Here is a 26,950-nt window from a genome sequence, read left to right as displayed (position 1 = left end):
TTAGCTGATACGCAGCAGCTGGGTTTGGGCCTCGTCATTCTCTTCGGCCGTTTTCATTAATTTGATCTGGGTTTCGAACTGGCGCTGCAGTTGAATAAGGTTGGTCATCTCATCCACCACATTGACGTTGCTTCCTTCAAGAGATCCGGCAATCAGACCAACAGCGGCAGAAGCTGGCTCATTCTGACCATCCTTGCGGCGAAACAGGCCATCACTCCCCTTCTCTACCGCATTGGCAGCCGGGTTAACCAGTTTGATCCGCTGGAAATCCTCTGACAGGTTAGCCGCAGCACCTTCTGGACGACCACTGATGGTGCCATCACGGTTGATTTCAAGCTTCTCCATCGGCATCGGCAGCACGATGGGCTGACCACCATCATCTACGACGTTCAGACCGGTTGAGGTCTGCAGATTGCCCGTGGCATTTACCTGCAAATTTCCCATGCGGGTATAGGCCTCCCCCCCCTTGGGATCCTGCACGGCAATCCAGCCCGGCCCATCGACTGCCACGTCAAGATCCCGTCCTGTTGTCATCAACATGCCATGCTGCAAGTTCTGACCGGGGCGCTCAGTCATGGCAAATACCCGACTGGGCAAGCCCTCCCCAAAACTTTGCATACTACGCGCCTGCTCGAAGTCGGACTTGAAGCCGGTGGTATTGGCGTTGGCGAGGTTATTGCTGCGAATAGCAAGGCTATTCATGTTGGCTTTGGCCCCGGACATGGCGATGTAAAGCAGGTGATCCATGGGATCCTCCGTCAAACAGATGACTCTAGTGAGGGAACTGCAATTTGAGTGCCAACAGGAAAAAATGAGGGGATATCTCGGAGGATCTGGAGTCAGAAATACAGAGGGGGACATCAGTCCCCCTCTTAAAATGGTCAGTAGACCAATTAACGGATCTGCAGGATGGTCTGTTGCAACGAGCTGTTGACCTCCAGAGAACGAGAGTTGGCCTGGAAGTTACGCTGGGCCGTGATCAAATCCACCAGCTCGGAGGTCAAATCCACGTTGGATTGTTCCAGTGCTGAGGACTTGATGGTACCGAATGTGCCCGAGTTGGGGGTACCCGGCAAGGCATCGCCAGAGAGCAGTGATTGCCGCCAAGAGGTGTCACCCACCTGAGTCAACCCTTGCGAGTTGGCAAACTTGGCCATCGCGACCATGGCAACTTTGATGGTGGTGGCGTTGCTATAGGTGGCAGAGACAATCCCATCTGGAGTGATCTCAACCTTAGTCAAACGACCAACGGTCGAACCATCCTGTGACAACTTGTAGACTTCAAACGGTGAGGAATATTGGGTCACCGTGCCAAAATTGATGTCCACCTGTTGGGTCGGATCCGCGCCGTTGGTGATGATTCCAGCCCCTGTCCCCAAAGCAACTGTCTTGATAGTCGCAGGGGTAGTCGGAAGAACCATCTTGCCATCAGCATCAAATGTGACTCTCGCTCCAGCAGGGGCAGGGCTTAGGCCTGTAGCCATAGTTGGCGTTACGCCACCAACAATGTCTATTGGTTTGTCGCCTTGATAGAGATACATACGCCAAGCTGTCGGGTTAGCCGGTTTGGTCAAATCTGCCGGGTTGGCCTCTTTGACAAAATACTGAGTTATTGTATGAGGCTCACCCAGCGAGTCATAGATGACGACAGAAGTCGATGATGAATATGTTTTGGAATCTTTGGGATTAAAAGTTGACGCGTCAGCAGCACCATTACCAGCAGGCAAAGGTGCTGCTGTCGATGGTAAGTTGAAACTTGCATCAATTTTGGTGGTTTTGATCGGCTCGCCCGCCTTGTCAGGGATCTGAATAGGCTTGGTGGCATTAATACTCACCGCTTTAGGTGTTCCATCTGCGTTGATTTCATACCCCTGCAAATAATGGCCCTGGTTATTGACCATGTAGCTGCTCTCATTAAGCTTGAAAGCACCGGCACGGGTATAGGTGCGATCCAGATTGGTCAGGCCATCAGAGGTTACAAAGAAGCCATTACCTTGAATAGCCAAGTCCAATGCATTATTGGTAAATTGCAACGCCCCCTGATGGAACTGCTGGGCCACCGCTCCAGTTGCCACACCGTTACCAACCTGAGTTTTCGCATTGACAAAAATGGAGTTGGCGTAAACATCCGCAAACTCGGCGCGGGACTCTTTAAAGCCCATGGTATTGACGTTGGCAATATTGTTAGCGGTGACGTTCAAGTCTTTTTGTGCCGCATTGACACCGCTCAAGGCATTGTTAAATGACATATCCAGCTCCTTAGATCGATGCTGTCGACGTGGTTTTTGACGGTGTAACCGTCGGATTTGAATTGGTGCCTGAAATTTGCAGAATATTGTTCAAATATTCGCTGCCAAGCCCTCTTAAATTGAGGCGAGTCGGGTTGGAGGCATTCCCCAAGGCGACACTGTCTACTTTGGCATAGGCAAAGGTGGCAATACTTTCCGACTTCCCATCGAGCGCGCCACTTGCTTTGATGACATATTTTCCTGAAGCGACTCGGTTACCATCCTTATCCTTACCATCCCAAGCAATTTCCACATTACCTTTTTGGTCTCCTTCAAGGGGAAACTCCTTGATAACCTGTCCTTTTTCATCTTCAACGGTGATTTTGATATTCGAATATTTATTCGTTGTGCCAACTGCAACAACCGCAGATAAAGGGCCATCTTTGTCTAAAAACCCTGTATTGCCTTGTAACAGCACATTTTGTCCAACCAGAGAAGACGCTTGCAGAGCCTGACTGGAAATCATCTGCTCATTTAGCTTGCCCATCTGGGTAGACAAACTGCTAATCCCCTCCGAGGTGGACATGGACGCCATCTGAGAAAGCATCTGAGCATTATCAACAGGCTTGAAAGGATCCTGATACGAGAGCTGCATCGTAAGCAATTTTAGAAATGAAGCCTGATCCAGCTCCTTCTTTGGCGCAGTTGTCGTGCCATTTGTCTGAGTGGACGCATAGTTAACACCACTCACACCATTTGTATTGGCCATGTTGCCTTCCCCCTATCAGGACTTGCCAAGATTCAGCGTCTGCTGAAGCATTTTCTTGGCCGAGTCTGCAACCTGAACGTTCGTTTGATAGCTGCGCGAGGCGTTGATCATGTCTGCCATCTCTTCAACCATGTTGACGTTCGGCTTGAAAATGAAGCCATCCTTGTCCGCCATGGGATGATTGGGGTTGTACTCCTTGAGCAATGGAGCCTTGCTCTCGACAATCCCTTTCACCTCAACCCCAACCGAGCCCTGATTATCCGACATAGCCTGATCGAGCTGAGCGGCAAAAATTGGCCGCCGGGCATGGTAAGTTTTTTCCACACTGGAGCTGACGCTATCTGCGTTGGCCATATTGCTGGCAACAGTGTTGAGCCGCACGGTCTGCGCGCTCATGGCCGAGCCTGCGATGTCAAAAACCTTGAACAAACTCATCACTGTTCTCCTTTCAGCGCCTTGAGCAGACCGCTGATCTTGCTATTCATGAATTCAAGGGAGGTCTGATACTCAAGGCTGTTACGCAGAAACTCTGTGCGCTCCTGCTGCACATCCACCGTATTGCCGTCACCGGTATCAGGCTGCAACGGGTTGCGATATTGAACCGAACCGGGCGCATCCATATTCAAGGCAAAGTGTTTTTCGCTGGTAGTCGCCAGACCAAACCCCTGTTGTTGGTGCTGTGCATCCTGCAATGCCTGTGCAAAGTCGATATCTCTGGCCTTGTAGCCAGGGGTATCGGCATTGGCAATATTGCTGGATAGCACTTCTGCACGCTTGGCACGAACCCCCAGCGTGTATTGATGAACACCAAATGCCTTGTCGAATGAAAGAGCCATAGCTCACCTCCTGCTTGATACTGTTTCCAAGCAAGAGCTATGCCACAAACGACGGGTAATGAGAGGTACGTAAGGAAGGGGTTGCATTATCAGGAAGCACGGAGCGCGCCAATCAACAGGCTGACGATGGAAGATCCACGCACTGAGGGCTTCTGGCCTAAATAAAGAGGGAGGCATTGTGCCTCCCTCTGGCTTGATATTGCCGCTATTCTGTCATTCCTGCAGGAGTGCGGATTGAAAGCCTATTTCACCTTGTAAACAATCCCCGGATTGCAACGGATCATCTCGAATCGGTCAGTCAAACCGGCCAGTGACTCTGATGCCCCCAGCATCAGATATCCTCCCGGATTGAGGCTTGCAGCAAACTGGTTGAGGATCTTTGACTTAACTTCCGGAGCAAAATAGATCAGCACGTTACGACAGAAAATAATGTCAAATTTACCGAGCAAGCTATAGCTTTCCAGTAAATTCAAGGGACGGAACGTGGTCAATTTTCTGACTCGTTCCACCACCCGCATTTTATTGTCACCGTAGGGTTCAAAGAACATCTTCTTGCGCTCAGGTGACAACCCCCGCGCCAACGCAAGGCTGTCGTAGACACCCTCTTTGCACTGGTTAAGCATGGTGGTCGAAATATCCGTCCCCACGATCTGTACACCACCAGGCAGCGTGCCAGGTTTTTTCATCTGCTGCTCCAGCGCCGTCATGGCAATGGAGTATGGCTCCTGACCAGATGATGACGCCGCAGACCAAATCTTAACGGGGCGGCCACTTTTACCCAATTCTGGGAAAATCTTGTCGGTCAACAACTGGAACGGATAGGTGTCACGAAACCAGAGTGTCTCGTTGGTTGTCATGGCATCTACCACTGCCATTTTCAGGTCACGCTCTCGCACACTCATTGCACGGGTAACCAGGTCAGACAGACTCTCGATGCCAAACTGAGCCATCAAAGGTGAAAGACGGCTCTTCACCAGATACTGTTTGTTATCACCCAGCACGATTCCGCTCTGTACCGCCAGAAAATTGCTGAACTGTTTGTATAAGTCGTCCGAAAGTGTCTTCATGCAGCTGTTCTTCTTTATTAGAGTGCGTTTTGTACGGCCTTGGCCAATTCATCCGGTTGGAACTTGGCGATAAAATTGTTGGCCCCCACTTTCTGCACCATTGCCTGGTTGAATACTCCACTGAGGGATGTGTGCAGAATAACATGCAAATCTTTGAGGTTGGGATTATTGCGGATCTCGGCAGTGAAGGTGTAACCATCCATCTCCGGCATCTCGATATCCGAAATCACGAGAGCAATCTGCTCTTTGATCGGACCATTCTTAGTCATCTCAAGCAGCATGTTCAATGCTTCACGACCATCTTTTGCCAATACACACTCAACCCCGATCGCCTCAAGTGCACGCTGAACCTGTTTACGAGCAACCGATGAGTCATCAGCTACCAGCACAGGGCGTCCGAGAGTGGGGTGTTCAACACTCGCTTCAACCAGCTCCTGACTAACCTCGGTGGAAACCGGAGAGATCTCGTTGAGAATGCGTTCAACGTCGAGAATTTCAACCAACTCACCGTCTACTTCGGTAACAGCCGTCATGTAGTTGATACGGCCTGCGCCCTTCGGCGGCGGTAGAATTGATTCCCAGTTCATGTTGATGATGCGCTCGACCGAGTGCACCAGAAAACCCTGAATGGAGCGGTTGTACTCGGAGATAATAATGAAGCACTTGCTCAGGTCTTCAATGGGACGTTTGCCCATCGCCATGCTCAGGTCAATAACCGAAATAGTCTGACCCCGAATATGCGCTACCCCGCGAATGCAGGAGTTTAGCTTGGGCATCACAGTCAAGGGAGGACACTGCAACACTTCACGCACTTTGAATACGTTGATGCCAAATCTTTGACGTCCATTGAGACGAAACAACAACAACTCCAGCCGGTTTTGCCCCACTAGCTGGGTACGTTGGTTGACCGAGTCCAGGATACTGGCCATAAACACTCCCTAAAAACGCTTGGCATTAATCATGCATGCGTGATGGATTGCGTCAGACTATCGATGTGACAACGAACAGATTCTGAAGCAATCATAGTTAAATATGGTGATATGCGTGAACAACTTATCGACCAACGAGCAAAAATGATTAACCGACTTTTACTCATCAGCCTCTTTTTTGGCAGCATCTCTTCCAGCCACGCCTCGGACGTCACCACCTATTTGCAAGAAAAAGCACAAGAGTTCGTGTTTAACCAGCTCGAGGTGCCATTAGATGCCAGGGCTGAAGTAACGGCGGCAACCCTTGATGACCGACTTCCATTGACCCGCTGCGACGATCTATTGACAATCAGTTTACCTGGGAAAATGGAAATTCGCCGTAATACAACAGTTTACCTGAAATGTGAGGAAGACAAACCCTGGGATGTCTATCTTCCAGTACGAGTGAGCATCCAGAAGCCCTATGTAACGGTCAACGCTCCGATTGCCAAAGGCGACCTATTGAGTGAAAGCCAGCTGCAACTGGGTTATCAGGATCAGACGCTGATCCGCGGCGACTACCTGACCGACATGAGCATGCTGGTCGGCGTACGCAGCAAACGAGAAATCAAACCGGGGCAACCAATCCGTTTGAGTCAGGTGTGTGTAGTATGCAAAGGAGATCAGGTCACTCTGACAGCCGAAAATAGCAGCTTCCAGATCAAAACCATGGCCCGAGCCTTGCAAGATGGCAGCTTCGGAGAGATCATCAAGCTTGTTAATATTCGCTCCGGAAAAACTGTCGAAGGAAAAGTCAGTGCAGTCGGTGCTGTAACGGTCGCTTTTTAAATGTCGGGTTTATCACCAACTTTTTTCTAAAGTTTTGACATGCCGCACCGATAAACAGGTAAGCAAACCTTAAAGCAGACGAAGGTAACTCAAATGGCCATCAACAATATCAACAACTTGGCGAATAATCGGTTGCAAAATACCGTTAGCAGCCAGGGGACAGGCAACAAGTCAGTCACCTCTTCTTCGCCAGAGCCCGAAAATAAAGCGGCTGCAGTCAAGCTGGACTCCGTCTCCTTGACCAGTGAGGCCCAACAATTGCAAAAGATGCAGCAGAATCTCAATACGGCCTCTACCGGCAACGAAAGCAAGGTCGAGCGGCTCAAGAAAGCCGTTGCCAGCGGCGAATATCAGGTGAACAGCGAAGCTGTGGCCAAGAAGATGTTCAGCTTTGAGACCAATCTGGACAAAGTTCTCGGATGATGGATCTGCCTTCGTTACTGCACACCCAGGATGAACACCTCAGCCAGATGCAAAGCATTCTGGAAGAGGAGTTCTCCTTGCTCGAAAAGCATCAGGCACTGGCCCTGCCCGAACTCACCGAGCGAAAACAGCTGCTGCTTGCTGAAATAGAGAGTCTGGATAAACAGCTGGCCAAATTGCCTGAGTTGGCTCAGCAACTGGCGGCTTATCCTGACGAGATGACCCGGATCCGGGAAAAACTGGATGCCTGTCAGGAACAAAATGACCTCAACGGTCGACTGCTGGAGCTCAGTATTGTCTCCAATCGCCGTCTGGCGAGCTTTTTAAGTCAGCTGCGCGATCGCAACAGCCTCACCTACGATGCCAAGGGCAATACCCGCTCAGGCACCCGCTCCTTCGGTATCAAGGCCTGACTCTCGACGAGTCGGGCCTTGCCACTTTCTGCAATCAATAAGACCTACAGCGCCAGTCGCAGTAATTCTCGCCCGTCGACACAGCTCTTGACGCTCAGGACACCCGCCTCATAGCAGCCATAACTGGCCGGCAGTTCACCGCGTGGAAAACAGATGGAGCCAGGATTCATCAAGATCTGGTTTCCCTGCCGCTCCAGTACTGGAACATGGCTATGGCCGCTCAAAAATACACTGTCCGCAGGCAGTTGCACCTCATCGGGGCGGTAGAGATGCCCGTGGCTCATAAACCAGCGGCGCCCATCAACCAGCAGCTGGTTGTAAGGGGCTGTGATGGGAAACGCGAGCAGCATCTGATCCACTTCGGAATCGCAATTTCCCCGCACCGCCATGATATAGGGGGCCAGCTCGTTGAGCCGCTCGGCAACAGCAGCCGGGTTGTATCCTTCAGGCACGGGATTGCGAGGGCCGTGGTTGAGCAGATCGCCGAGCAACAGGTAGTGGTCGGGCTGCCAGGCGTCCAGCCGTGACAGCACCTGCTCCAGTGCCGTGATGCTGCCGTGAATGTCGGAAATAATGGCAAGTTTCATGAGGTGCTCCTTACAGCGGGCCGAAATAGAGATCCTTGGTGGCAATCGTCCCTTTCAGATTCTGGCTGGGCAGCCCGTGCAAAGTGGGATCAACCAGTCGCATCTGGTTGTAATGATACACGGGGATGATAGGCGCCTCTTCCATCAGCAGCTGTTCGGCATGCTGATAGAGTGCAACCCTGCTCTTCTCATCCAGAGTGCTGGCAGCCTGTTCCAGCAACAGATCAAAATCGGGATTGCAGTAACCGCTTTCGTTGCGCAGATCCTGGCAGCGGAAACTGTTCAGCATGGCCGAGGGTTCGACGTAATCACCGAACAGAAAGCTTCTTGCCACCAGAAAATCGCCGCTATCCTTGGCGACCTGATAGTTGTTCCACTCCAGATTGTTGAGCGTGACCTCAACCCCCACCTGACGCCACATACCGGCGATCGCGCTAGCTATCTTCTTGTGGGTATCGGCCGTGTTGTAGGTAATGCTCAGCCTGAACGGATGAGCACTGCTGTAACCGGCGGCGGTAAGCAATGCAACGGCCCTGGCCTGGCGGGTCATCAGATCCTCCAGTGCAACAGGGAGAGAGAGGTGGGTGTAACCCGGCATATCAGGCACCAGAGACCAGGCCGCCAGCTCCTCCTGACCGATCACCGACTTGGCCAACTGATAGCGGTCGATGGCAATGGAGAGTGCCTGGCGCACCCGCACATCCTGCAACTCGGGGCGGCGCATATTGAAGGTGTAGAGATAGGTGCCCAGCAACGGCGATCCCCAGACTCGCAGCGGATCGCTCTGCTTCATCTTCTGGTAATAGTCGGGCGATACCCGGTTGGTCAGCTGTATCTCGCCCGCTTCATAACGTAAGCGCTCGGCATGTTGTGAGGCGATGGGCAGATAGGTGACTCGCTGAATGCGGGTATGGCGATCATTCCAGTAATTGCTGTTGCGCTCCGCTTCAAGCCGCTCGTTGGTCACCCGGTTTGCCAAACGGTAAGCGCCATTGCTCACCAGCTTGCCGGGCTCGGTCCACTGTTTGCCAAAACGGGCGATCGCCTGCTGATTGACCGGCACGAATGGCAGCTGGCTGATGAGCTGCAGGAAATATGGCACCGGTCGTTCCAGAGTAACCTTCAGGATCTGGGCGCTCTGCGCCTCGACCCCGAGATTGGCGGGCTCCAGCGCACCGGCATAGATGGACTGGGCATTGTTGATCCCGGCAGTCAGCAGCAAGGTCGCCGAGGGGGAGCCGAGGGCAGGATCAAGCAGCCGGCGCCAGGCGTAGACAAAGTCATCGGCAACCAGCGGATCACCATTGGACCACTTCAACTGGGGACGCAGGAAAAACCGCCACTCGAGGCCATCTTCGCTCACTTCCCAACGCGCAGCCTGGGCAGGAACAATGCGCCCCTGGCCATCCTCGCTGACCAGACCTTCAAAGAGATCCACCAACACCTCCTCCCCGGGAAAACCGCTGCGCATCAGCGCCGGATCCAGAGAGTCGGGTTCACCGCCATTGCCCTTGACCAACACCTGCCGATCCGACAAGCGGGGCGCCATCTCCACCGTAGTGGCGTATGCCGGCGGCAACGCCAGCACACCGAGTAAAAGCGGGGAAAGCCAGCGTTGCGCCAGCCGGGGGCAGAGACCATACCTCATGACAAAACCTCGAATAAAACCACTGCAGGAGGGGAAGGCCGACGGCGCGCCTGATGAATGCCTGATGCCGCCCTTGTTATCCCCGAAAACGCCCCGTATTGTATCGGGCTTGCCCCGGAGATGGAGTCTTTAGGGTTAATTTTTTCGGGAGTTTTTATGGGTTATGAGTGGCTGGCTCTCGCATCGGCCAGTTTATGGGCAGTTGCCGCCCTGATTTCGGTCAAACCGGCCCGCCATCTGGGCCCGTTTGCCTATAGCCGCTGGCGGATGTTTCTGGTCAGCCTGATGCTTGGCAGCATCAGTCTGCTGACAGGCGGCTGGCACACCCTCTCCGGTAGCACCCTTCCCCTGCTCGCCTTGTCCGGCCTGATCGGCATCTTTATCGGCGATACCGCGCTCTACGCCTGCATGAACCGGCTCGGCCCGCGGCGCAGCGGTTTGCTCTTCTCCTGCCATGCCCTCTTCTCTGCCCTGCTCGGACTCTGGATCTTCAACGAACAGTTGACCGGCTCGCGACTGACTGGTGCCCTGCTGGTCTTTGCCGGCGTCATGCTGGCCATTCTGTTTGGTCGGCGCAGCAGTGGCAGCGAATGGGAGCGGATACGGGGAAGTTTGACCATCGGTGTGGCGCTTGGCCTCACCGCCGCCCTCTGTCAGAGTCTGGGCGCCATCATCGCCAAGCCGGTCATGATGAGCGGCAATGTCGATGCGGTGAGTGCATCGGGAGTCAGGATGGTCAGTGCCCTGCTGGCCCACTGCGCATTGCGGCTGACCGGATTGCCGCTGACCCGAGCATTTCGTCCCATCAACCGTCAAATCTTCGGCATGATCGCCATCAACGGCTTTCTGGCCATGGCGCTAGGGATGACGCTGATCCTGCTCGCATTGCGACACGGCGACGTGGGAATGGTAGCGATCCTCTCCTCCACCACGCCGGTGATCCTGCTGCCGCTCTTGTGGTGGCACTCGGGGGAACGGCCTTCGGCAGCGGCATGGTGCGGAACCCTGCTCGCCACGCTGGGCACAGTGCTGGTACTGGGTGCCAGCGGCCACTGACACCCGGGAGGATTTAGAAGAGAGCAATCTCGTCTGCGGTGAGTTCACGGTACTCGCCGGGTGCCAGATCTTCATCCAGCGCCAAGCCACCGACCTGCTCGCGGTGCAGACCCACCACCTTGTTGCCGATGGCGGCAAACATCCGCTTCACCTGATGGTACTTGCCCTCGTGGATGGTCAGACGCGCCTCGCACTCACCCAGTAACTCCAGCTGGGCGGGGCGAGTCTTCTCGGTTTCACTGCGCAGCAGCACACCTTCGGCAAAGAGGGCGATGGCATCCGGGCTCACCGGATCGGCCAGCCAGACATGATAGGTCTTGGCACACTCGTGGCGGGGAGAGGTGATGCGATGGGACCACTGACCATCATCGGTCACCAGCACCAGTCCGGTGGTGTCGAGGTCAAGGCGCCCCACCACGTGCAGCTTGCCCATGGAGGGTTCATCCATCAGGAAGAAAACGGTCGGATGATCGGGATCCTCGTTGGAGCAGACATATCCCTCGGGTTTGTGCAGCATGAAGTAGCGATTGCGACAATCCAGCGTCAGGACGACGCCGTCGAACTCGATCTGGCTCTCTTCATTGATGTGAAACGCCGGCTGCTTGACCACGATGCCATCCACCATGACCTCACCCTGACGGATCAGTTTGCCAGCGAGCGAACGGGTCAAATCGGAACAGTCGCACAAAAATTTATCAAGCCGCATTCACAACCTCGGAGTCCAACAAGTAAAGGGGCAACATTATATCTGGCGGAGGCGACAACGCCACTGTTAACGGGCGGCCAATTGTGACGAAGTGGCCATCCAATGTTACACTGCGCTATGACCCATCACGGGCGATACTCATAATAATAAATCTCGGGAAGCCGCCATGAAGTCTCAAGCATCCTATCCTGTCATCCCCGTCAATCAGCTGAAACCCGGCATGTATGTCATCGCGATTGCCAGTCAGACCGGCGGAATGGAAATTGCCCAGATGGGGTTGGTCACCACTCAGGGACAAATTGCCAATCTGGTTCGTCAGGGTGTACTCACGGTGCGGATCGATCTCTCCCGCAGCAAGCTGGGTCATGCCGAGAGCGAAGCGGTCGCGTCGCCCGAACTTGGCAACGGCAGCGATCAGGCCAGACGCCGGGTCAGTGCCAACGGTGAGGGCAAGGAGCTCAAGATCCGCCGCCTCTATCAGGAAGCTCGCGAGCTGCAAGGCAAGTTCATCAGCCATCTCAAGGCAGGCGAACCCATCGATATCACGCCGCTGGCCGAAGTCGCCGAAGAGATGGTAGACACCATGTTTACCCACGGCGACGCCATGCTCTGTCTGGCCCGCATCCGCGCCAAGGATGCCTACCTGATGGAACACTCCATGAACGTCGCCATCCTGCTGGCCAACTTTGGCCGCTATCTGGGGCTGGAGCGCAGCGTGCTCAAGGAGCTGACGCTCGGGGGATTGCTGCACGATGTGGGCAAGATCATGACGCCCGACGAGGTGCTCAACAAACCGGGCAAGCTGACCGACGAGGAGTTCGCCATCATGCGCCAGCATGTGGTGCACAGCTACGAGATCTTGAGCAACACTCCCGGCATCACCCCCACCATGCTGGAAGTGGCGGCCAATCACCACGAGCGGCTCGATGGCACCGGTTATCCACAGCGGCTCAAAGGCGATCAGCTCTCGCTCTATACCCGCATGAGCGGCATTGTTGATGTCTATGATGCCATCACTGCAGATCGGGTCTACAAGGCGGGGATGCAACCTACCCAGGCGTTTCGCATCCTGCTCAAGGGGCTGCACAGTCACTTCGATGCCGAGCTGGTCACCAAGTTCATCAAATGCATGGGGGTCTATCCGGTGGGTACGCTGGTGCAGCTGTCAAACCAGCGGCTGGCCATTGTCATGCAGCGCAATCAGCAGGAGCCGCTCAAGCCGGTGGTCAAGGTGATCTATCACGCGACCCAGCGCCACTACCTTGATGTGCAGTGGCTGGATCTCGCCAAAAACGGGGTTCAGGAAACCATCGAGAACACGGTTGATCCCAAGGAGTTTGGCATCAATCTGGCCAACTTCGTCTAAATCCGCTCCGTCTAGCCCGACTCGCCTTCTCGCCGCCGCTCGGCGCAATGCTGGATGAGAAACTCCTCATCCAGTGGCGACAAATCAAAACGGATACACGCCTCTTCGATGGCTCGAATATCGTGTTGATGGTGCTCGCTGAGCCAGCGCACGGCGCGGCGCAAATCTTCACCATGGGGCAGCAGGGAGTGGTCGCTCATGGGGCACCTCCGATCAGCCATCGACACCAGCCCGTCACGTCGGGCTCTCCCTTATAGCTTAGCCCTCTGCCACCCCGTCATCTTGCCTTCAATCTGGTTCAGGCAAATGCCTGCTGCCAATCCTGATCGAATTTCGCCAGCGCTGCATCCACCGCCGGTACTCTCAGCAGCTGCTCGGCCACGTCGAGCGGCAGAGTGATGGACTGGCAGCCCGCCAGCAGGCAGTCGAGCGCCTGGCGGGGCGTGCGGAACGACGCCGCCAACACCTTGCTACCCGGAACATGCAGCGCCAGCAGTTGCTGCAGCTCCTGCACGGTGGCGATGCCGTCGCCCCCCTGCGCATCCAGCCGGTTGACGTAAGGCGCCACATACTCAGCCCCCGCTACCGCCGCCAGCCAACCCTGCAGCGGGGTATAGACCGCCGTCCCCAGCGTCGGCACCCCGTTGGCAGTCAGGGTCTTGATGGCCGCCAATCCCTCTTCACATACCGGGATCTTGATCACCAGATCGCGGTCCAGTTCACGCAGGGCAAACGCCTCGCGCACCATCTCGGTCTCGGTCTTGGTCATCACCTGGGCAAACAGGCGTGCCTTGGGCCCAAGCACCTCCCGCAAGGCGGGCAGCAACTCGGTCAGCGGCATGCCGCCTGCCGCAGCAATGGACGGATTGGTGGTAACGCCAGCCAGCGGCAGGATCCGTGACCAGCGGCGCACCGCAGCCACATCGGCAGTATCGAGATAAAGCTCCATCTCTGACTCCTTAAAGGGATGTTCAATCTGTCGCCATTTTAGCCAGATAACATCCGCAATTTAGTTGATCAAAATCAAATCGACTTTCGAACGAAAGCAAATAGAATGCAAATACAAAAGGAGGCGGTATGATTTTCGACCTGCAACGATATTCAACTCACGATGGCCCCGGCATTCGCACCCTGGTATTTCTCAAGGGGTGCTCGCTGGCCTGTCGCTGGTGTCAAAACCCGGAAAGCCGCTCTCCCAAGCCGGACATACTACTCGACCGGCGCCAATGCATCGAGGGATGCCAGCTCTGCAGCGATGCCTGTCCGGCAATCTTGCGTGACAGCCAGGGTGTCCAGCTCGTCCGCTCAACCCTCAGCAATCAGGATGTGGAACGGCTGCGCGGCCTCTGCCCCAGCGAAGCGCTGCAGGTGTGCGGCCGGGAGGAGAGCCTGGACACCCTGATGGCCACCATCTTGCGGGATCGCCCCTTCTTCGAGCGCAGCGGCGGCGGAGTCACCCTCTCCGGCGGCGAACCCTTCATGCAGCCCGAATTTGCTGCCGACCTGCTGGCCCGCTGCAAGGCCGAGGGACTGCATACCGCAGTGGAAAGTTGCCTGCACGTGCCCTGGCACCAGATTGAGCCAAGCCTCCCCCATCTCGACCTGCTGCTGGCGGATCTCAAGCATGTGGATGAGGAGCGCTTCTTCGACTGGACCCGCGGCAAGGTCGCCCTGCCCCTGGCCAACCTCAAGCGTCTGGCCGAGCGCGGCGTGGCCATGCAGATCCGGGTGCCGCTCATCCCCGGCTTCAATGCCGACCACGCATCCATAGAGGCCATCACCCAAGCTGCAGCCAGCCTTGGCTCTGTGCAGGAGATCCACTTTCTCCCCTACCACACCCTGGGCGCAGGCAAGTACGCCCTGCTCGACCAACCCTATCAGGCCCCCCTGCAGCCACTCGATGACCCGGCACTGCTCGCCTTTGCCCATGAGTGTGCCCGTGCGCAGGGGCTGACCCCGCTCACCCGGGGCTAGCAACACCCCATGACATCAGCCACTCACTGCCCAATGACCAGAGGATAAGACCATGACCCAGCTCGACCTCACTACCCTGCCCCCGCGGATCCGTGCCCACAAGGAGAGCCTGATCCACATCGTCCAACCGCCGGTCTGCACCGAGCGCGCCCGTCACTACACCGAGGCCTATCAGGCCCATCTGGCCCGGCCGCTGCCGGTGCGCCGCGCCCTGGCGCTGGCCCACCACCTCAAGGAGCGCACCATCTGGATCAAGCACGACGAGCTCATCGTCGGCAACCAGGCCAGTCAGGTGCGGGCGGCGCCGCTCTTTCCCGAATACACGGTGGGCTGGATCGAGAAGGAGATCGACGAGCTGGCCGACCGCCCCGGCGCCGGCTTTGCGGTGAGCATGAGAGACAAGCAAATCATCCACACCCTCACCCCCTTCTGGCGCGGTCAGACGGTACAGGATCGCTGCTACGGCCTCTTTACCGATGAACAGAAGGGGCTGCTGGAGAGCGGCATCATCAAGGCCGAAGGCAACATGACCTCGGGGGATGCTCACCTCGCGGTCAATTACGAACAGCTGCTCACCCTCGGTCTCGATGGCCTCAAGGCCAAGGTAGCCGAGCGGCGTGGTCGGCTCGATCTGGCTGACTGGGCCGATCTGCAACGCGAGCAGTTTCTGCAAGCCGTCGCCATCACCTTCGATGCCGTCAGCCTGCACATCGAACGCTACGCCGCGCTGGCCCGCGACATGGCAGCACAGGAATCGCGCCCCGAGCGCCGCAGTGAACTTGAGACCATCGCGCTCAACTGCGCCCACATCGCCCACCAGCCTCCCGAGACCTTCTGGCAGGCGCTGCAGCTCTGCTACTTCATCCAGCTCATCCTGCAGATCGAGTCCAACGGCCACTCGGTGTCGTTTGGCCGAATGGATCAGTACCTCTATCCCTGGTATCGCCGCGAGGTGGAATTGTCGGAATCCCTGCCGCGCACACGCGCCATCGAACTGCTGCAAGGGTGCTGGCTCAAGCTGCTGGAGGTGAACAAGATCCGCTCCGGCACCCACTCCAAGGCCTCCGCCGGCAGCCCGCTCTATCAGAACGTCACCATCGGCGGCCAGAACTGGCAGGGGGGCAAGGCCCATGACGCGGTCAACGGCCTCTCCTACGCGATTCTGGAGTCCTGTGGCCAGTTGCGCTCGACCCAGCCCAACCTCTCGGTGCGCTACCACGCCGGCATGAGCGAGGATTTCCTCGACGCCTGCATTCAGGTGATCCGCTGCGGCTTTGGCATGCCCGCCTTTAACAACGATGAGGTGGTGATCCCCGAGTTCATCAAGCTCGGGGTGAGCGAGGAGGATGCCCACCACTACGCCGCCATCGGCTGCATCGAAACCGCAGTGCCCGGCAAGTGGGGCTATCGCTGCACCGGCATGAGCTTTATCAACTTCGCCCGCATCCTGTTGGCGGCACTCGATGGCGGCCGCGATGCCACCACCGGCAAGGTCTTTTTGCCTCAGTCCCAGTCGCTGCGGGACGGCACGTTCGGCCACTTCGACGAGGTGATGGCCCGCTGGGACGAGCAGGTGCGCTACTTCACCCGCAAGTCCATCGAGATAGATTGCGTGGTCGACAGCGTGCTGGAGGCTCAGGCCCACGACATTCTCTGCAGCGCGCTGGTAAATGACTGCATCGAGCGCGGCAAAACCATCAAGCAGGGGGGCGCCGTCTATGACTGGGTCTCCGGCTTGCAAGTGGGGATCGCCAACCTGGGCAACAGTCTGGCGGCGCTGAAGAAACTGGTGTTCGAACAGGGGGTCGTAGACCAGAGTGAGCTGGCCGAAGCGCTCGAGCAGGATTTTGCCGGGGTCAAAGGCGAGCAACTGCGCATGCGCCTCACCAATGCCGCCCCCAAATATGGCAACGATCTCGACGAGGTAGACATGCTGCTGGTACAGGCCTACCAGAGCTACATCGACGAGCTCAAGGGGCTGCACAACACCCGTTTCGGCCGCGGCCCCATCGGCGGCACCTACTATGCGGGCACCTCCTCCATCTCGGCCAACGTGCCCTTCGGTGCGGCCACCATGGCCACCCCGGATGGCCGCCACGCCCGCACGCCGCTGGCGGAAGGGGCCAGCCCCTCGTCGGGTTCGGATCGTCTCGGCCCCACGGCGGTGTTCAACTCCCTTGGCAAGCTGCCCACGGCGGCCATCCTCGGCGGCGTGCTGCTCAACCAGAAGCTGAGCCCGGCCAGCCTTGAAAACGAGCGGGACAAGGCCAAGCTGATGAGCCTGCTGCGCACCTTCTTCGAGGTACACAAGGGGTGGCACGTGCAGTACAACATCGTCTCGCGGGAAACCCTGCTGGCGGCCAAGGCCCATCCCGATCAGTACCGGGATCTGGTGGTGCGGGTGGCGGGTTACTCGGCCTTCTTCACCGCCTTATCCCCCGATGCGCAAGATGATATCATCGCCCGAACCGAGCACAGTCTCTGACGAGCCCCACCAGGGGCAGCTGTGCCCCTTATATGACCGGCAAGCCACCCGAGCGGTGGCTTGCCGCTATCCACTGTCAACCAGCGAGGTCCCATGAACCCACGCCACCAACTGATCCTCACCCTGGTCCATCAGGCCCGCAAGATGAGCGTGAGCGAGCTATCCCAACGTACCGGGGTCTCGGAGGTGACGGTGCGCAACGACCTGACCGCTCTCGAAAAGCAGGGGCTGCTCAAGCGGGTGCACGGCTCGGCCATGGCGCTGGAGAGCGACGACCCCGATGCCCGGATGAACATCAACTACCTGCTCAAGGAGCGCCTCGCCGAGCGGGCCGCCCAGCTGGTGGAGGATGGCGAGACGGTCTTTATCGAGGGGGGCAGCGCCAACGCCCTGCTGGCCCGCCATCTGGCCCTGCACAAGCGGGTCACCATCATCACCATCAGCAGTTACATCGCCCACCTGCTGCGCGACACCCAGGCTCAGGTAGTGCTGCTCGGCGGCCTGTTCCAGCATCAGAGCGAGAGCGTGGTGGGACCGCTGACCCGGCTGTGCATCGAGCAGGTGCACTTCTCCAAGGCCTTCATCGGGGTGGACGGCTTTCATCCCGAGATGGGCTTCACCGGCCGCGACATGATGCGCGCCGACGTGGTCAACAGCGTGCTGGCCAAGGGGGTGACCAATGTGGTCATCACCGACAGCAGCAAGTTCGGCGCCATCCACCCGAGTCCGCTCGGTACACCGGGGCAAATCGGCGTGCTGGTCACCGACGACGCCCTGCCCGCCCCCATGCGGGCCACCCTGGCCGCGCGTGGCATCACAGTGCACTGCGTCGCCGCCTGAATCGCACCTTACCGCCCATTGTCAGGCCGCCATCCCGTCCCGAGGCTTGACTGAGCCCACCGAGGCTGGGGTATGCTCGTCCTCTTTTGGCCTCTCCCGAGCCACGAACCGAAGGACGCCGCATGCATACCAAGGACAAATTTCTGGCCGCTCTGGTCATCCTCTGCTGGGGGCTCAACTTCGTTGCCATCAAATGGGGGCTGGAGGGCATTCCCCCGTTGCTGCTGGGGGCGCTGCGCTTTGTCGGTGTGGTCTTTCCCGCCATCTTGCTGGTCCCCAGACCCGCCATGCCGTGGCGCTGGCTGCTGGCGTATGGCGGCGCCATCAGTCTGGGCCAGTTTTCCTTTCTGTTCTGCGCCATGAAGTTCGGCATGCCGGCGGGCATGGCCTCACTGGTACTGCAATCCCAGGTAGTCTTCACCCTGCTGTTCGCCATGATCTGGCTGGGTGAGCGCTGGCAACCCCACCACTGGGTAGCCCTGCCGCTGGCGGGGGCCGGCCTCTATCTCATCGCCACCCATGGCGAAGGTAATCTCACTCTGCTCGGCTTCGTCCTGACCCTCTGCGCGGCAGCCTGCTGGGGCCTTGGCAACGTCATCAATCGCCAGATCGGGCTGCGCTATCAGACAACCCTGCCGAGCCTTATCGCCTGGGGCGGAGTGGTGCCCATCCTCCCCTTCTTCGCACTCTCCTGGCTGTTCGAGGGGCCCGAGCTGATGGCCAGCAGCCTGCTCAATATCAGCTGGCAGGGTTTCCTGTGCGTGCTCTATCTCTCCTTTGTCGCCACCTGGCTCGGCTACGGCCTGTGGGGGCGGCTGCTGATGCGCTATCCGGTGGCGCAGGTAGCGCCCCTCTCCCTGCTGGTGCCCTGTGTCGGCATGGTGGCGGCAGCCCTGCTGCTGGACGAGCATCCCACTGTGTTGCAGTGGCTGGGCTCTGCGCTGGTGCTACTCGGCTTTGTGGTGCATCTACTGGGCGGCCGGCTGCGCTGGTTCAAACCTCAGACCGCCGCCTGATCCGTTATTTGCCCGCCGCCATTGACCGGGGCGAGGAAAATTTCCATCATGAGCCAGCCCCCAACGGGGCTGAAGCCACCATCAGGTGACCTGCAGGACGCAGCTATCAGGAGAGCAAGGATATGCCATCGACATTCACCGCCGGATCCCGGATCATCCCGCGCCTTCTTCGCACCAGTGCCATCACCCTGACCCTCTGTTTGAGTCACTACGGCTGGAGCGCCACCCTGCCAGCCGATTTGAAGTGGGAGAGCAACAATACGGATCCCGTTTACGCAGATCCTGCTGCCAAACGGGGGGGGACATTCCGCGACTTCGTCACCAGTTTCCCCCTCACCCTGCGCAAGTTCGGGCCCGACTCCAATGGTGCGTTTGCCGCCTATGTCAGGGAGACCAACCTGCCGTTGCTGGCCACCCACCCCATAACCGGCAACCCCATGCCGATGCTGGCGAGTGAATGGGCTTTCGGCGCCGACAACAAGACCCTCTATTTTCGCATCAACCCCAAGGCTCGCTGGTCGGACGGCCAACCGGTTACCGCCGATGACTGGGTGTTTACCCTCAAGATGATGCGCAGCAAGGAGATAAACGATCCCTGGTACAACAACTACTACAGTACCCAGATTGTCGATGTGACCCGCTTTGACGACTACACCCTCTCCATCACCAGCGGCACCGCAAAGAGTCGCCAGGATCTGCTGGAGTCACTGCCCATCAGCCCGGAGCCGAGCCACGCCATCAAGCTCACTAGCAATTGGGTCAAGGAGTACAACTGGAAGGTGCTGCCGGTCACCGGCCCCTACCAGATCGACGAGGTGAAGAAGGGCAAATCGATCACGTTCAAGCGGGTCAAGGATTGGTGGGGCGATGACGAGCGCTACTTCCAGCACCGCTTCAATCCCGAACGACTCGAGATCAAGGTGATCAGAGATCAGAACATCGCCTGGCAGCACTTCCTGCGCGGTGAGCTCGATACCTTCCCGCTGGTGATGCCCAACTGGTGGCATGACAAGAGCAAAACCCCGGAGTTCGAGAAGGGCTATATCGAGCGGCTCTGGTTCTACAACCAGACCCCGCAATCCCCCACGGGGCTCTATCTCAATACCGCCGATCCGCTGCTGAGCAATCTCGATGTGCGGCTCGGCATCCAGCACGCCCTCAACATCGACAAGATGCTCGCCACCCTGCTGCGCGGGGATTATCAGCGCCTCAACAGCTACGGCGCGGGTCAGGGAGATTTTACCAACACCGATCTCAAGGCGCGGCCCTTCGATCCGAAACTGGCGCGCACCTACTTTGCCAAAGCGGGTTTCACCTCCACCGGCCCTGACGGCATTTTGCAAAACGGCAAGGGGGAACCGCTTACCCTGACCATCACCTACACCACGGCAGAGCACGCCCAGCGTCTGACCCTGCTGCGGGAAGAGGCCAAGAAGGCGGGGCTCAATCTGGAGCTAAACCTGATGGACGCCTCAGCTGGCTTCAAGTCGATGCTGGAGAAAAAGCACCAGAGTGCCTGGATGGCCTGGAGTTCTGGTCGCTACCCTGCCTACTGGGAGCACTTTCACAAGATCAACGCCCACAAACCGCAAACCAACAACATCATGAACATCGATGACGAGGCGATGACCGCCCTGGTAGAGCAGTACGACAAGGCTTTCGATTTTGGCAAAAAGGCCGAGCTGTCGCGCCAGATCCAGCAGAGGCTCTATGAGCTGGCCAGCTTCGTGCCCACCTATCAGGTGCCCTACACCCGTGATGGCGCCTGGCGCTGGATAAAACTGCCCAAGGTGCCCGCTACGCCCAAGAGCGAGTTGCTCCACTGGCCCCTCGATGGCGGCAACAGTGGTTACAGCTATGGCGGTCTGTTCTGGATCGACGAACAGGTAAAAAGTGAAACGCAGGAGGCCATCAAGAGCGGCCAGAGCTTCCCTCCCGTTACTCAGGTCGATACCCGCTTCAAGCAGCCCTGAGCCAGCGGCAGATAGCAAAAGACCCCGCACACTGGCGGGGTCTTTTTTTACAACCGGTTTTTTTGGAACCTGAGTTGCTGGCGTCAAGCTGGGGCGATTAGCCGCGCTTGGCCTGCTTCTGGGCGATAGCGTCGGCGATATCGGCCGGCTCCAGCACGATGCCTTCCTGATCCGGAGTCGGGAACACGGCGACGCACAGTTCGTCCTGCTCCATGCCGTCGATCCAGCGCTCCAGCCACACCTTGAGGGTGATGGACTGCGGCTTGCACTCGGCCCACTCCCCTTCGGCCCACGCCTTGGCGTATTCCGGGTGCGGCCATACCGGGATGCAATCTTCATCATCGGTAGTCAGCATCATGACGCCGTGCTCGTCGGTCAGTACAAACAGCTCTTCATGCTCGACCAGCTTGCTGATGAAGTGATCGTAACGGTAGTCAGCGTTCAGTTGCAGCGCGGCATTGCGCTCGGTGTCGCTCAGTTCATAGCTCATTGGCCAAGTCTCTCTCAATCGATAAAGGGCGCCATGTTCACATCTTGTGGTCAGCTTGTCCAGCCTGCCGCCCCCTGACGCCAGACGGGGGGAACAGAACGCCCATAAGGATAGAGCAGGGAGCCGGATAAAAAAGCCAGGCTCGCGACATTGGCCGGATTAAAGCGCCGGGGTGATCAACTCCACATCCGGCGTTTCACTCAGTTTTTGCCGCAGCCAGTAGGCTGACTCGACCTCGACAAAACAGAGCTGATCCCGACCACTCGCCGCCGCGCTCATCAACTGCTCGAAGCGAAGTTGCTGCTGGGCCAGCCAGGCTGTCGCCAGTTTGGCGCCGTGCGCTTCATCGACCACTTCGCGGCGCAGCTCGAACAGGTTGTCACTGATGGGACTGTTGATCTTGGCCGCACTGTGCCAATACATCTGCAGGTTCTCCATCATCTCGGCATCGTAGTTGGCCAGGGCATCCAGCTCGGCAGTCGCCCCCTCCTTACCGGTGGCAAAGTCACACCAGCCGGCATCGAGACTTGCCAGTTCACGGGCCTGATCCCCTTTGGCATGCTTGCGCAGTTGGGCAATATCGCTCCCCTTGCGGGCAGGCAACCACAGGTCCCCCTCGTGGCTCTCAAGCAAGGAGGTCAGCAGCGAGACAGGGTAGACCGGAAAACCGGCAGAGTGTGAATGCAGCAGGGATACCAGAGTGATCTTGACCATGAGCAATACCTTGAACTGGGCGAACAGTCGCAAGCGAACCGTCCGGTTAACAGGAGGGCTCTATCCTATCACGTTTGGCATGGTGAGGGGCTTGTAGGGAGAAGTGGCAACCATCTGATTACGCCCAAAAAAACAGCACTCGGCAGGGTATGGCAGAGACAAAGACCAATACTTTGAACCAGCGCCCACTAAAGTGGATCCGGGAATGCTAGTTTGCATACATCTTTAGCGTAAGGAGTAGATCCATGATTGGTATCGATCAGATTTCTGATGACGTAATAAACCAGTTGAAGATACTGGCATGTTTTGATCCGGCCAACATGAGCCTGGGCATCAAATTACGCAGCGACATGTCTGAAGAGCTTTGCCAGGCAGCGGTTCGCCTGCATCAGCAAGGGCTCATCAGTGCCGAAGATGGCGGCTACCTCACCCCGTTTGGCATGACCATGGTAGAGCATCTGCAGCACCTGCTGGTCGCACTCAAACCGCTTTGACCGGCTGGGGAGCCCACAGCGAAAAGTTGAGCAGCTCCCAGCGCTCTCCCTGATGGAGATGACAGGCAAACAGCAAAGGACCTTCGGGTCCTTTTACTTTGCCATCGACCAGCCACTCTGACTCCCTGTCGGGGATCAGGCGGGCCTCAATTTCGTCCGGTTGCCGCTCTTCACCTAGCCGCACATGGACAAACTGCTGACAGACCCGCTCTGCCTCCATAGCTGCCTGTACCGGCACGGGCTCATCCACAATCGGGGTCAATGCAGTCAGGAGCAACAGGGTCTGGAACATGATTCACACACCGTATGAGTCAGGAACAAAGGCCATATAAACAAAAAGCCGTGGTACCAGAGGCACCACGGCTTTCTTAAATTCTGTAAGAATTACAGAGCAGTTACGTTCTCAGCCTGCGGGCCTTTCTGACCTTGGGTCACAGAGAACTGTACGCGCTGACCTTCAGCCAGGGTACGGAAACCGTTACCTTGAATGGCGCTGAAGTGAACGAAAACGTCCGGGCCGTTTTCTTGCTGGATGAAGCCAAAACCTTTGGTTTCGTTGAAAAACTTAACGGTACCGGTGATCATGTTAGACATATCTTTAAACCTGTATTCAAAATAATTACTTATGCTTTTCAGCGGGTAAAGCTCAAAAAACGGGATTAATTTATGAACAACAGGAAAAGATGTAAAACATCAAATTCATTGACATAACTATCGCCCTTTCAAGCTGCCTAGGATTATACGTGGCTTTGTAGATTACGCAAACAAATTTGTGCCCTGCCAACGGCAGGGCACAACCGTTACAGGGTCGGCGCTTCCAGCGCTTGTACCAGAGCCTTGAGGAAGCGTGCCGCCTCGCCGCCGGTACAGGCTCTATGGTCAAATGTCATCGACAACGGCAATGCCCTCACCGGGCGAGCCTCCCCATGGATGAACACCACTTTCTCGAACAACTTGCCCGCCCCTATGATGGCCACCTGCGGCGGCGTCACGATAGGGCTGGCATAACGACCTGCGATGGCGCCGAAGTTGGTGAGCGTAATGGTCGCCCCCTGCAACATCTCGCGGGGCACGGCGCGCGCCTTCACATCGGCGATCATCCGATCCAGCCCTTGGCGCAGATCGGCCCCCTCCCGCTCAGCCACGTTCTCCATCACCGGCACATAGAGGCCATGTTTGGAATCCACCGCAATGGCCACATTGACCTCTTTGAACAACCGTCTTGACAGGGTTTCACCATCAAACCAGGCGTTCATCGAGGGCTCGGCGCGGCACGCCACGCCAATAGCCTTGATCAGGCGCACCGTCACATCCTCATCAGGCCGCCAGTGACGCAAATCCACCTCGTCGGTGATACAGACCGGCACCACCGTCTGATGAGAGAGCTCCATCGCCTTGGCCATGGCTCGCCGTGACCCTTTGAGGAATTCGTTGCCACTGCTCTGCTGGGCCTCGAATGCCTGCTGCACATCCAGTTCGGTCACCATACCGCCGCTGCCACTTCCCTTGATCCGGTCGATATCCAGACCCAGTTTTTGTGCCAGCAGTCGCACCGCTGGCATGGCTTGTACCAGCGATCCCCCCGGGGCAATGGCCCCCACCACGAAGTGATCCTCGATATGTTGCTGGTGAGCACTCACCTTGCCCACCACGGTGCCATCATCCTCCCCCCCCTCGAATTCCACCAGCGGCGCACCGATATGGAGGATATCCCCCTCGGCGCCACAGAGACGGGCGATCACCCCGGCCACCGGAGAGGGCACATCCACCAGCGCCTTGGCCGTTTCCACCGACAACAACACCTGATCGACCTCGACGGTATCACCGGCACTCACTTTCCATTCGACGATCTCGGCTTCGGCCAACCCTTCACCCAGATCCGGTAATTTGAAAAATTTCATAGCCACTGGTTCTCCATCAGCTGGTGAGCGGCATCGGCGATATCCTGCTCGGTGATGAGGTAATACGCTTCGTTGCGATAGTAGGGAACGGCTGCATCCACGCCAGTCAGCCGTTTGGGCGGCGCCTTGAGGCTGGGAAGTGCCTGCTCGGTCACCCGCGCCACAATTTCGGCTCCTACCCCGAAGCTGCCACACGCCTCGTGTACCACCAGCAAGCGGCCGGTCTTGCGTACCGAAGTGAGGATGGTCTCCATATCCAGCGGCTTGATGGTGGCCAGATCCAGCACCTCGCACTGGATATCCTGCTCGGCCAGCAGGTTCGCCGCCCGCATCACCTCCTGAATGCAGGCCCCCCAGGCCACTACCGTGATATCCCGGCCTGGGCGTAGGGTGAAGCAGACATCCAGCGGCAGGCCGACACCGTCATCCACCACCTCGGATTTCATCGAGCGATAGATGCGATCGGGTTCGAAAAACATCACGGGATCAGGATCGCGGATGGCCGAGAGCAGCAAGCCATAGGCGCGCCTCGGGCTGGAGGGGATCACCACCCGCAACCCGGGAATATGGGCAAACAGTGCCTCGACGCTCTCGCTGTGATGCTCCGGCGAATGAATGCCAGCGCCATACGGGGAGCGATAGACAAGGGGACAGGAGAGACGGCCACGAGTGCGGTTTCGCATCCGCGCCGCCTGACAGATGATCTGCTCCATCCCGGGGAAGATGAAGCCCTGAAACTGGAACTCAGCCACCGGCTTGAGCCCCTGGGTGGCCATGCCGACCGCCACCCCAGCAATCAATCCCTCGGCCAGCGGCGTATCGATCACCCGCTTGAAACCGAACTTGTCGCGCAGCCCCACGGTGGCGCGAAACACCCCGCCGTTGACCCCCACATCCTCGCCCAACACCACCACATCCGGGTCGTGTTCCATCTCGTAGTGAAGGGCCATGTTGACCGCTTCCAGCAAACTGATCTCACTCATGGCCAACCTCCTGCTTCATCCCCTTGGCAATTACTCGCTCGCGCTGGGGCAATAGTTCGGCGGGCAGGCTGGCGTAGTGATAATCGAGCATCGCCTCCGGTGGCTGGGGCGCCATCGCATCATAACGGGAAACCGCCTGTTCTACCTCTCGGGCGGCGTCCGCCAGCAGGCTCTGCTCCTGCTCCTCATCCCACCAGCCCTGGCTATGCATAAACTGGCGCAGCCGCTTGACCGGCTCTTTCGCCCAAGCGGCCTCGACCTCGGCCCCGTCGCGATAGCGAGTGGCATCGTCGGCCGTGGTGTGATCGCCGAGGCGATAACTGACCGCCTCGATCAGAGTCGGCCCCTTGCCACTGCGGGCCCGTTCGACGGCACTGCGGGCGGCATCGTAGACCGCCACCACATCGTTGCCATCCACCTGCAGACTGCGCACCCCTGCACCAATCCCTTTCTGGGCCAGCGTTGGGGCGCTCGATTGCAGCTTACGTGGCACCGAGATGGCCCACTGATTGTTGTTGACGATGATGACCATCGGCAGGTGCCAGACACCGGCGCAATTGAGCCCCTCCAGAAAATCCCCCTTGGAGGTGCCGCCATCGCCGATGGTGACCACGGCGACGCGCGGTTGATTACGCAGTTTGAAGGCCGAGGCAATACCGCATGCGTGGGTGATCTGGGTGGCGATGGGGACGCAGATGGGGAGATCTTCAGAGGGGGTCCCATCGGGTTTGAGAAAATAACTGCCCCGCTCGTCACCACCCCAATATTGCAGGTTCTTCTCCATCGGCACGCCCCGCACATAGAGGGTGGGCATGTCCCGATAGTAGGGGACGTAGACATCCTGCGGCTGCATGGCGAGACCAATGCCAATCCCCACGGCTTCTGCGCCGAGATGGGAGGGAAAAGTACCGAGCTTGCCGGTTCGTTGCAGCGCTATCGCTTTTTTGTCATAGCTGCGCACCATCACCATATTGCGGTAGAAGGTGTGCAGTATCGCCTTGTCCAGCCAGGTCGGTAAGGTGGCGACCGGGCACCCTTCCGCATCGAGGTAACGAAGGAAAGGGATGTCGACATGGGTCATAACTGGCTCCTTGCCGTTGTAGGCGTCACCGATGCTGGTGACACTTAGATGTAAATGCCTTGTTAAATAAAAAGCAAAGGGATTTACTCAGGTAAGACCAGTAGAAACTTCTTTAAAGTAGCGAAGGAGCTGAATTTTCGGCG

30 protein-coding genes are annotated in these 26,950 nt (G+C 57.6%); 11 read left to right on the top strand and 19 right to left on the bottom strand.

The genetic code is table 11. The features are described from left to right. From flgF to NOM67_RS00185, 7 genes are all read right to left on the bottom strand, one after another. Entirely contained in the window at positions 1-747 is a 747-nt protein-coding gene (gene flgF, locus NOM67_RS00215; RefSeq protein ID WP_156852106.1) for a flagellar basal-body rod protein FlgF, read from the bottom strand. Between the two features lie 146 nt (positions 748-893). Further along, the gene (flgE, locus tag NOM67_RS00210; protein WP_156852107.1) at positions 894-2,249 is read right to left on the bottom strand and encodes a flagellar hook protein FlgE; all 1,356 of its coding nucleotides are present in this window, start codon (positions 2,247-2,249) and stop codon (positions 894-896) included. Positions 2,250-2,259: 10 nt separating this feature from the next. Next, entirely contained in the window at positions 2,260-2,997 is a 738-nt protein-coding gene (locus tag NOM67_RS00205) for a flagellar hook assembly protein FlgD (RefSeq protein ID WP_124242412.1), read from the bottom strand. 15 nt (positions 2,998-3,012) lie between these two features. Next, positions 3,013-3,432: a flagellar basal body rod protein FlgC gene (gene flgC / locus NOM67_RS00200; RefSeq protein WP_033114356.1), complete on the bottom strand. Its 420-nt coding sequence runs from the start codon at positions 3,430-3,432 to the stop codon at positions 3,013-3,015. Continuing rightward, on the bottom strand, positions 3,432-3,833 hold the full coding sequence (flgB, locus tag NOM67_RS00195; protein ID WP_033114355.1) for a flagellar basal body rod protein FlgB: 402 nt from the start codon (positions 3,831-3,833) through the stop codon (positions 3,432-3,434). The genes flgC and flgB overlap by 1 nt, the downstream gene beginning before the upstream one ends. 242 nt (positions 3,834-4,075) lie before the next feature. After that, entirely contained in the window at positions 4,076-4,900 is an 825-nt protein-coding gene (locus tag NOM67_RS00190; protein ID WP_033114354.1) for a protein-glutamate O-methyltransferase CheR, read from the bottom strand. A gap of 17 nt (positions 4,901-4,917) precedes the next feature. After that, positions 4,918-5,829 (bottom strand): chemotaxis protein CheV, encoded by a 912-nt coding sequence (locus NOM67_RS00185; RefSeq protein ID WP_033114353.1) that lies wholly within the window; start codon positions 5,827-5,829, stop codon positions 4,918-4,920. 144 nt (positions 5,830-5,973) lie between these two features. On the opposite strand from NOM67_RS00185, the gene flgA reads away from it, so the two are divergent. From flgA to NOM67_RS00170, 3 genes are all read left to right on the top strand, one after another. Then, positions 5,974-6,657: a flagellar basal body P-ring formation chaperone FlgA gene (gene flgA / locus NOM67_RS00180; RefSeq protein ID WP_082044087.1), complete on the top strand. Its 684-nt coding sequence runs from the start codon at positions 5,974-5,976 to the stop codon at positions 6,655-6,657. 93 nt (positions 6,658-6,750) lie between these two features. Continuing rightward, the gene (gene flgM, locus NOM67_RS00175; protein ID WP_041209849.1) at positions 6,751-7,080 is read left to right on the top strand and encodes a flagellar biosynthesis anti-sigma factor FlgM; all 330 of its coding nucleotides are present in this window, start codon (positions 6,751-6,753) and stop codon (positions 7,078-7,080) included. Continuing rightward, a complete protein-coding gene (locus tag NOM67_RS00170) occupies positions 7,077-7,493 on the top strand; it encodes a flagella synthesis protein FlgN (RefSeq protein ID WP_198037923.1) in 417 nt (138 codons plus the stop codon). The genes flgM and NOM67_RS00170 overlap by 4 nt, the downstream gene beginning before the upstream one ends. Positions 7,494-7,537: 44 nt before the next feature. On the opposite strand, the gene yfcE is transcribed toward NOM67_RS00170, so the two are convergent. Both yfcE and NOM67_RS00160 read right to left on the bottom strand, forming a co-directional pair. Then, the gene (gene yfcE / locus NOM67_RS00165) at positions 7,538-8,080 is read right to left on the bottom strand and encodes a phosphodiesterase (protein WP_156852108.1); all 543 of its coding nucleotides are present in this window, start codon (positions 8,078-8,080) and stop codon (positions 7,538-7,540) included. Positions 8,081-8,090: 10 nt separating this feature from the next. After that, positions 8,091-9,728 (bottom strand): peptide ABC transporter substrate-binding protein, encoded by a 1,638-nt coding sequence (locus NOM67_RS00160; RefSeq protein WP_156852109.1) that lies wholly within the window; start codon positions 9,726-9,728, stop codon positions 8,091-8,093. A gap of 156 nt (positions 9,729-9,884) precedes the next feature. Here NOM67_RS00160 and NOM67_RS00155 point away from each other — a divergent pair, with 156 nt between their 5' ends. Then, positions 9,885-10,784, top strand: a complete 900-nt coding sequence (locus NOM67_RS00155; protein WP_201906910.1) for a DMT family transporter — start codon at positions 9,885-9,887, stop codon at positions 10,782-10,784. 13 nt (positions 10,785-10,797) lie between these two features. Here NOM67_RS00155 and rsuA read toward each other — a convergent pair whose 3' ends face one another. Continuing rightward, positions 10,798-11,490, bottom strand: a complete 693-nt coding sequence (gene rsuA, locus NOM67_RS00150; RefSeq protein ID WP_156852111.1) for a 16S rRNA pseudouridine(516) synthase RsuA — start codon at positions 11,488-11,490, stop codon at positions 10,798-10,800. 166 nt (positions 11,491-11,656) lie between these two features. On the opposite strand from rsuA, the gene NOM67_RS00145 reads away from it, so the two are divergent. Continuing rightward, a complete protein-coding gene (locus NOM67_RS00145) occupies positions 11,657-12,856 on the top strand; it encodes an HD-GYP domain-containing protein (protein ID WP_041209843.1) in 1,200 nt (399 codons plus the stop codon). An 11-nt stretch (positions 12,857-12,867) separates the two neighbouring features. On the opposite strand, the gene NOM67_RS00140 is transcribed toward NOM67_RS00145, so the two are convergent. Next, positions 12,868-13,056 (bottom strand): hypothetical protein, encoded by a 189-nt coding sequence (locus NOM67_RS00140; protein WP_043850551.1) that lies wholly within the window; start codon positions 13,054-13,056, stop codon positions 12,868-12,870. Positions 13,057-13,154: 98 nt separating this feature from the next. Further along, on the bottom strand, positions 13,155-13,805 hold the full coding sequence (gene fsa / locus NOM67_RS00135) for a fructose-6-phosphate aldolase (protein ID WP_041209841.1): 651 nt from the start codon (positions 13,803-13,805) through the stop codon (positions 13,155-13,157). A gap of 128 nt (positions 13,806-13,933) precedes the next feature. On the opposite strand from fsa, the gene NOM67_RS00130 reads away from it, so the two are divergent. The 5 genes from NOM67_RS00130 to NOM67_RS00110 all read left to right on the top strand — a co-directional run bounded on the left by NOM67_RS00130 (position 13,934) and on the right by NOM67_RS00110 (position 21,144). Next, a complete protein-coding gene (locus NOM67_RS00130) occupies positions 13,934-14,830 on the top strand; it encodes a glycyl-radical enzyme activating protein (RefSeq protein ID WP_255933047.1) in 897 nt (298 codons plus the stop codon). Between the two features lie 52 nt (positions 14,831-14,882). Then, positions 14,883-17,315, top strand: coding sequence for a formate C-acetyltransferase/glycerol dehydratase family glycyl radical enzyme (locus NOM67_RS00125; RefSeq protein ID WP_255933045.1), 2,433 nt, complete (start codon positions 14,883-14,885; stop codon positions 17,313-17,315). A 93-nt stretch (positions 17,316-17,408) separates the two neighbouring features. Continuing rightward, a complete protein-coding gene (locus tag NOM67_RS00120; protein ID WP_011706659.1) occupies positions 17,409-18,155 on the top strand; it encodes a DNA-binding transcriptional regulator YciT in 747 nt (248 codons plus the stop codon). A gap of 122 nt (positions 18,156-18,277) precedes the next feature. Continuing rightward, positions 18,278-19,171, top strand: coding sequence for an EamA family transporter (locus tag NOM67_RS00115; RefSeq protein ID WP_156852115.1), 894 nt, complete (start codon positions 18,278-18,280; stop codon positions 19,169-19,171). 122 nt (positions 19,172-19,293) lie between these two features. Further along, positions 19,294-21,144, top strand: coding sequence for an extracellular solute-binding protein (locus tag NOM67_RS00110; protein ID WP_255933044.1), 1,851 nt, complete (start codon positions 19,294-19,296; stop codon positions 21,142-21,144). Positions 21,145-21,241: 97 nt separating this feature from the next. Here NOM67_RS00110 and NOM67_RS00105 read toward each other — a convergent pair whose 3' ends face one another. After that, positions 21,242-21,634 (bottom strand): DUF2750 domain-containing protein, encoded by a 393-nt coding sequence (locus tag NOM67_RS00105; RefSeq protein ID WP_071911694.1) that lies wholly within the window; start codon positions 21,632-21,634, stop codon positions 21,242-21,244. Between the two features lie 159 nt (positions 21,635-21,793). After that, positions 21,794-22,348, bottom strand: a complete 555-nt coding sequence (locus NOM67_RS00100; protein ID WP_156852117.1) for a hypothetical protein — start codon at positions 22,346-22,348, stop codon at positions 21,794-21,796. Between the two features lie 245 nt (positions 22,349-22,593). Between NOM67_RS00100 and NOM67_RS00095 the strand changes: the two genes are divergently transcribed. Next, complete coding sequence (locus NOM67_RS00095) at positions 22,594-22,842, top strand: TIGR02647 family protein (RefSeq protein ID WP_033113423.1); 249 nt, start codon at positions 22,594-22,596, stop codon at positions 22,840-22,842. On the opposite strand, the gene NOM67_RS00090 is transcribed toward NOM67_RS00095, so the two are convergent. The 5 genes from NOM67_RS00090 to pdhA all read right to left on the bottom strand — a co-directional run bounded on the left by NOM67_RS00090 (position 22,829) and on the right by pdhA (position 26,807). After that, positions 22,829-23,134: a hypothetical protein gene (locus NOM67_RS00090; protein ID WP_043850543.1), complete on the bottom strand. Its 306-nt coding sequence runs from the start codon at positions 23,132-23,134 to the stop codon at positions 22,829-22,831. The two genes, NOM67_RS00095 and NOM67_RS00090, sit on opposite strands and share 14 nt — an antisense overlap. Positions 23,135-23,226: 92 nt before the next feature. Continuing rightward, a complete protein-coding gene (locus tag NOM67_RS00085) occupies positions 23,227-23,436 on the bottom strand; it encodes a cold-shock protein (protein WP_005302803.1) in 210 nt (69 codons plus the stop codon). Positions 23,437-23,642: 206 nt separating this feature from the next. Beyond that, positions 23,643-24,743, bottom strand: coding sequence for a dihydrolipoamide acetyltransferase family protein (locus NOM67_RS00080; protein ID WP_156852118.1), 1,101 nt, complete (start codon positions 24,741-24,743; stop codon positions 23,643-23,645). Then, positions 24,740-25,726, bottom strand: a complete 987-nt coding sequence (locus tag NOM67_RS00075) for an alpha-ketoacid dehydrogenase subunit beta (RefSeq protein WP_021231077.1) — start codon at positions 25,724-25,726, stop codon at positions 24,740-24,742. Before NOM67_RS00075 ends, NOM67_RS00080 begins: the two co-directional genes overlap by 4 nt. Continuing rightward, complete coding sequence (pdhA, locus tag NOM67_RS00070; RefSeq protein ID WP_156852119.1) at positions 25,719-26,807, bottom strand: pyruvate dehydrogenase (acetyl-transferring) E1 component subunit alpha; 1,089 nt, start codon at positions 26,805-26,807, stop codon at positions 25,719-25,721. The genes NOM67_RS00075 and pdhA overlap by 8 nt, the downstream gene beginning before the upstream one ends. Positions 26,808-26,950 lie beyond the last annotated feature (143 nt).

Origin of the sequence: Aeromonas sp. SG16 (assembly GCF_024436135.1) — a bacterium.
Classification (GTDB): Bacteria; Pseudomonadota; Gammaproteobacteria; order Enterobacterales; family Aeromonadaceae; genus Aeromonas; species Aeromonas jandaei.
This window is presented reverse-complemented; position numbering and strand designations above follow the sequence as displayed.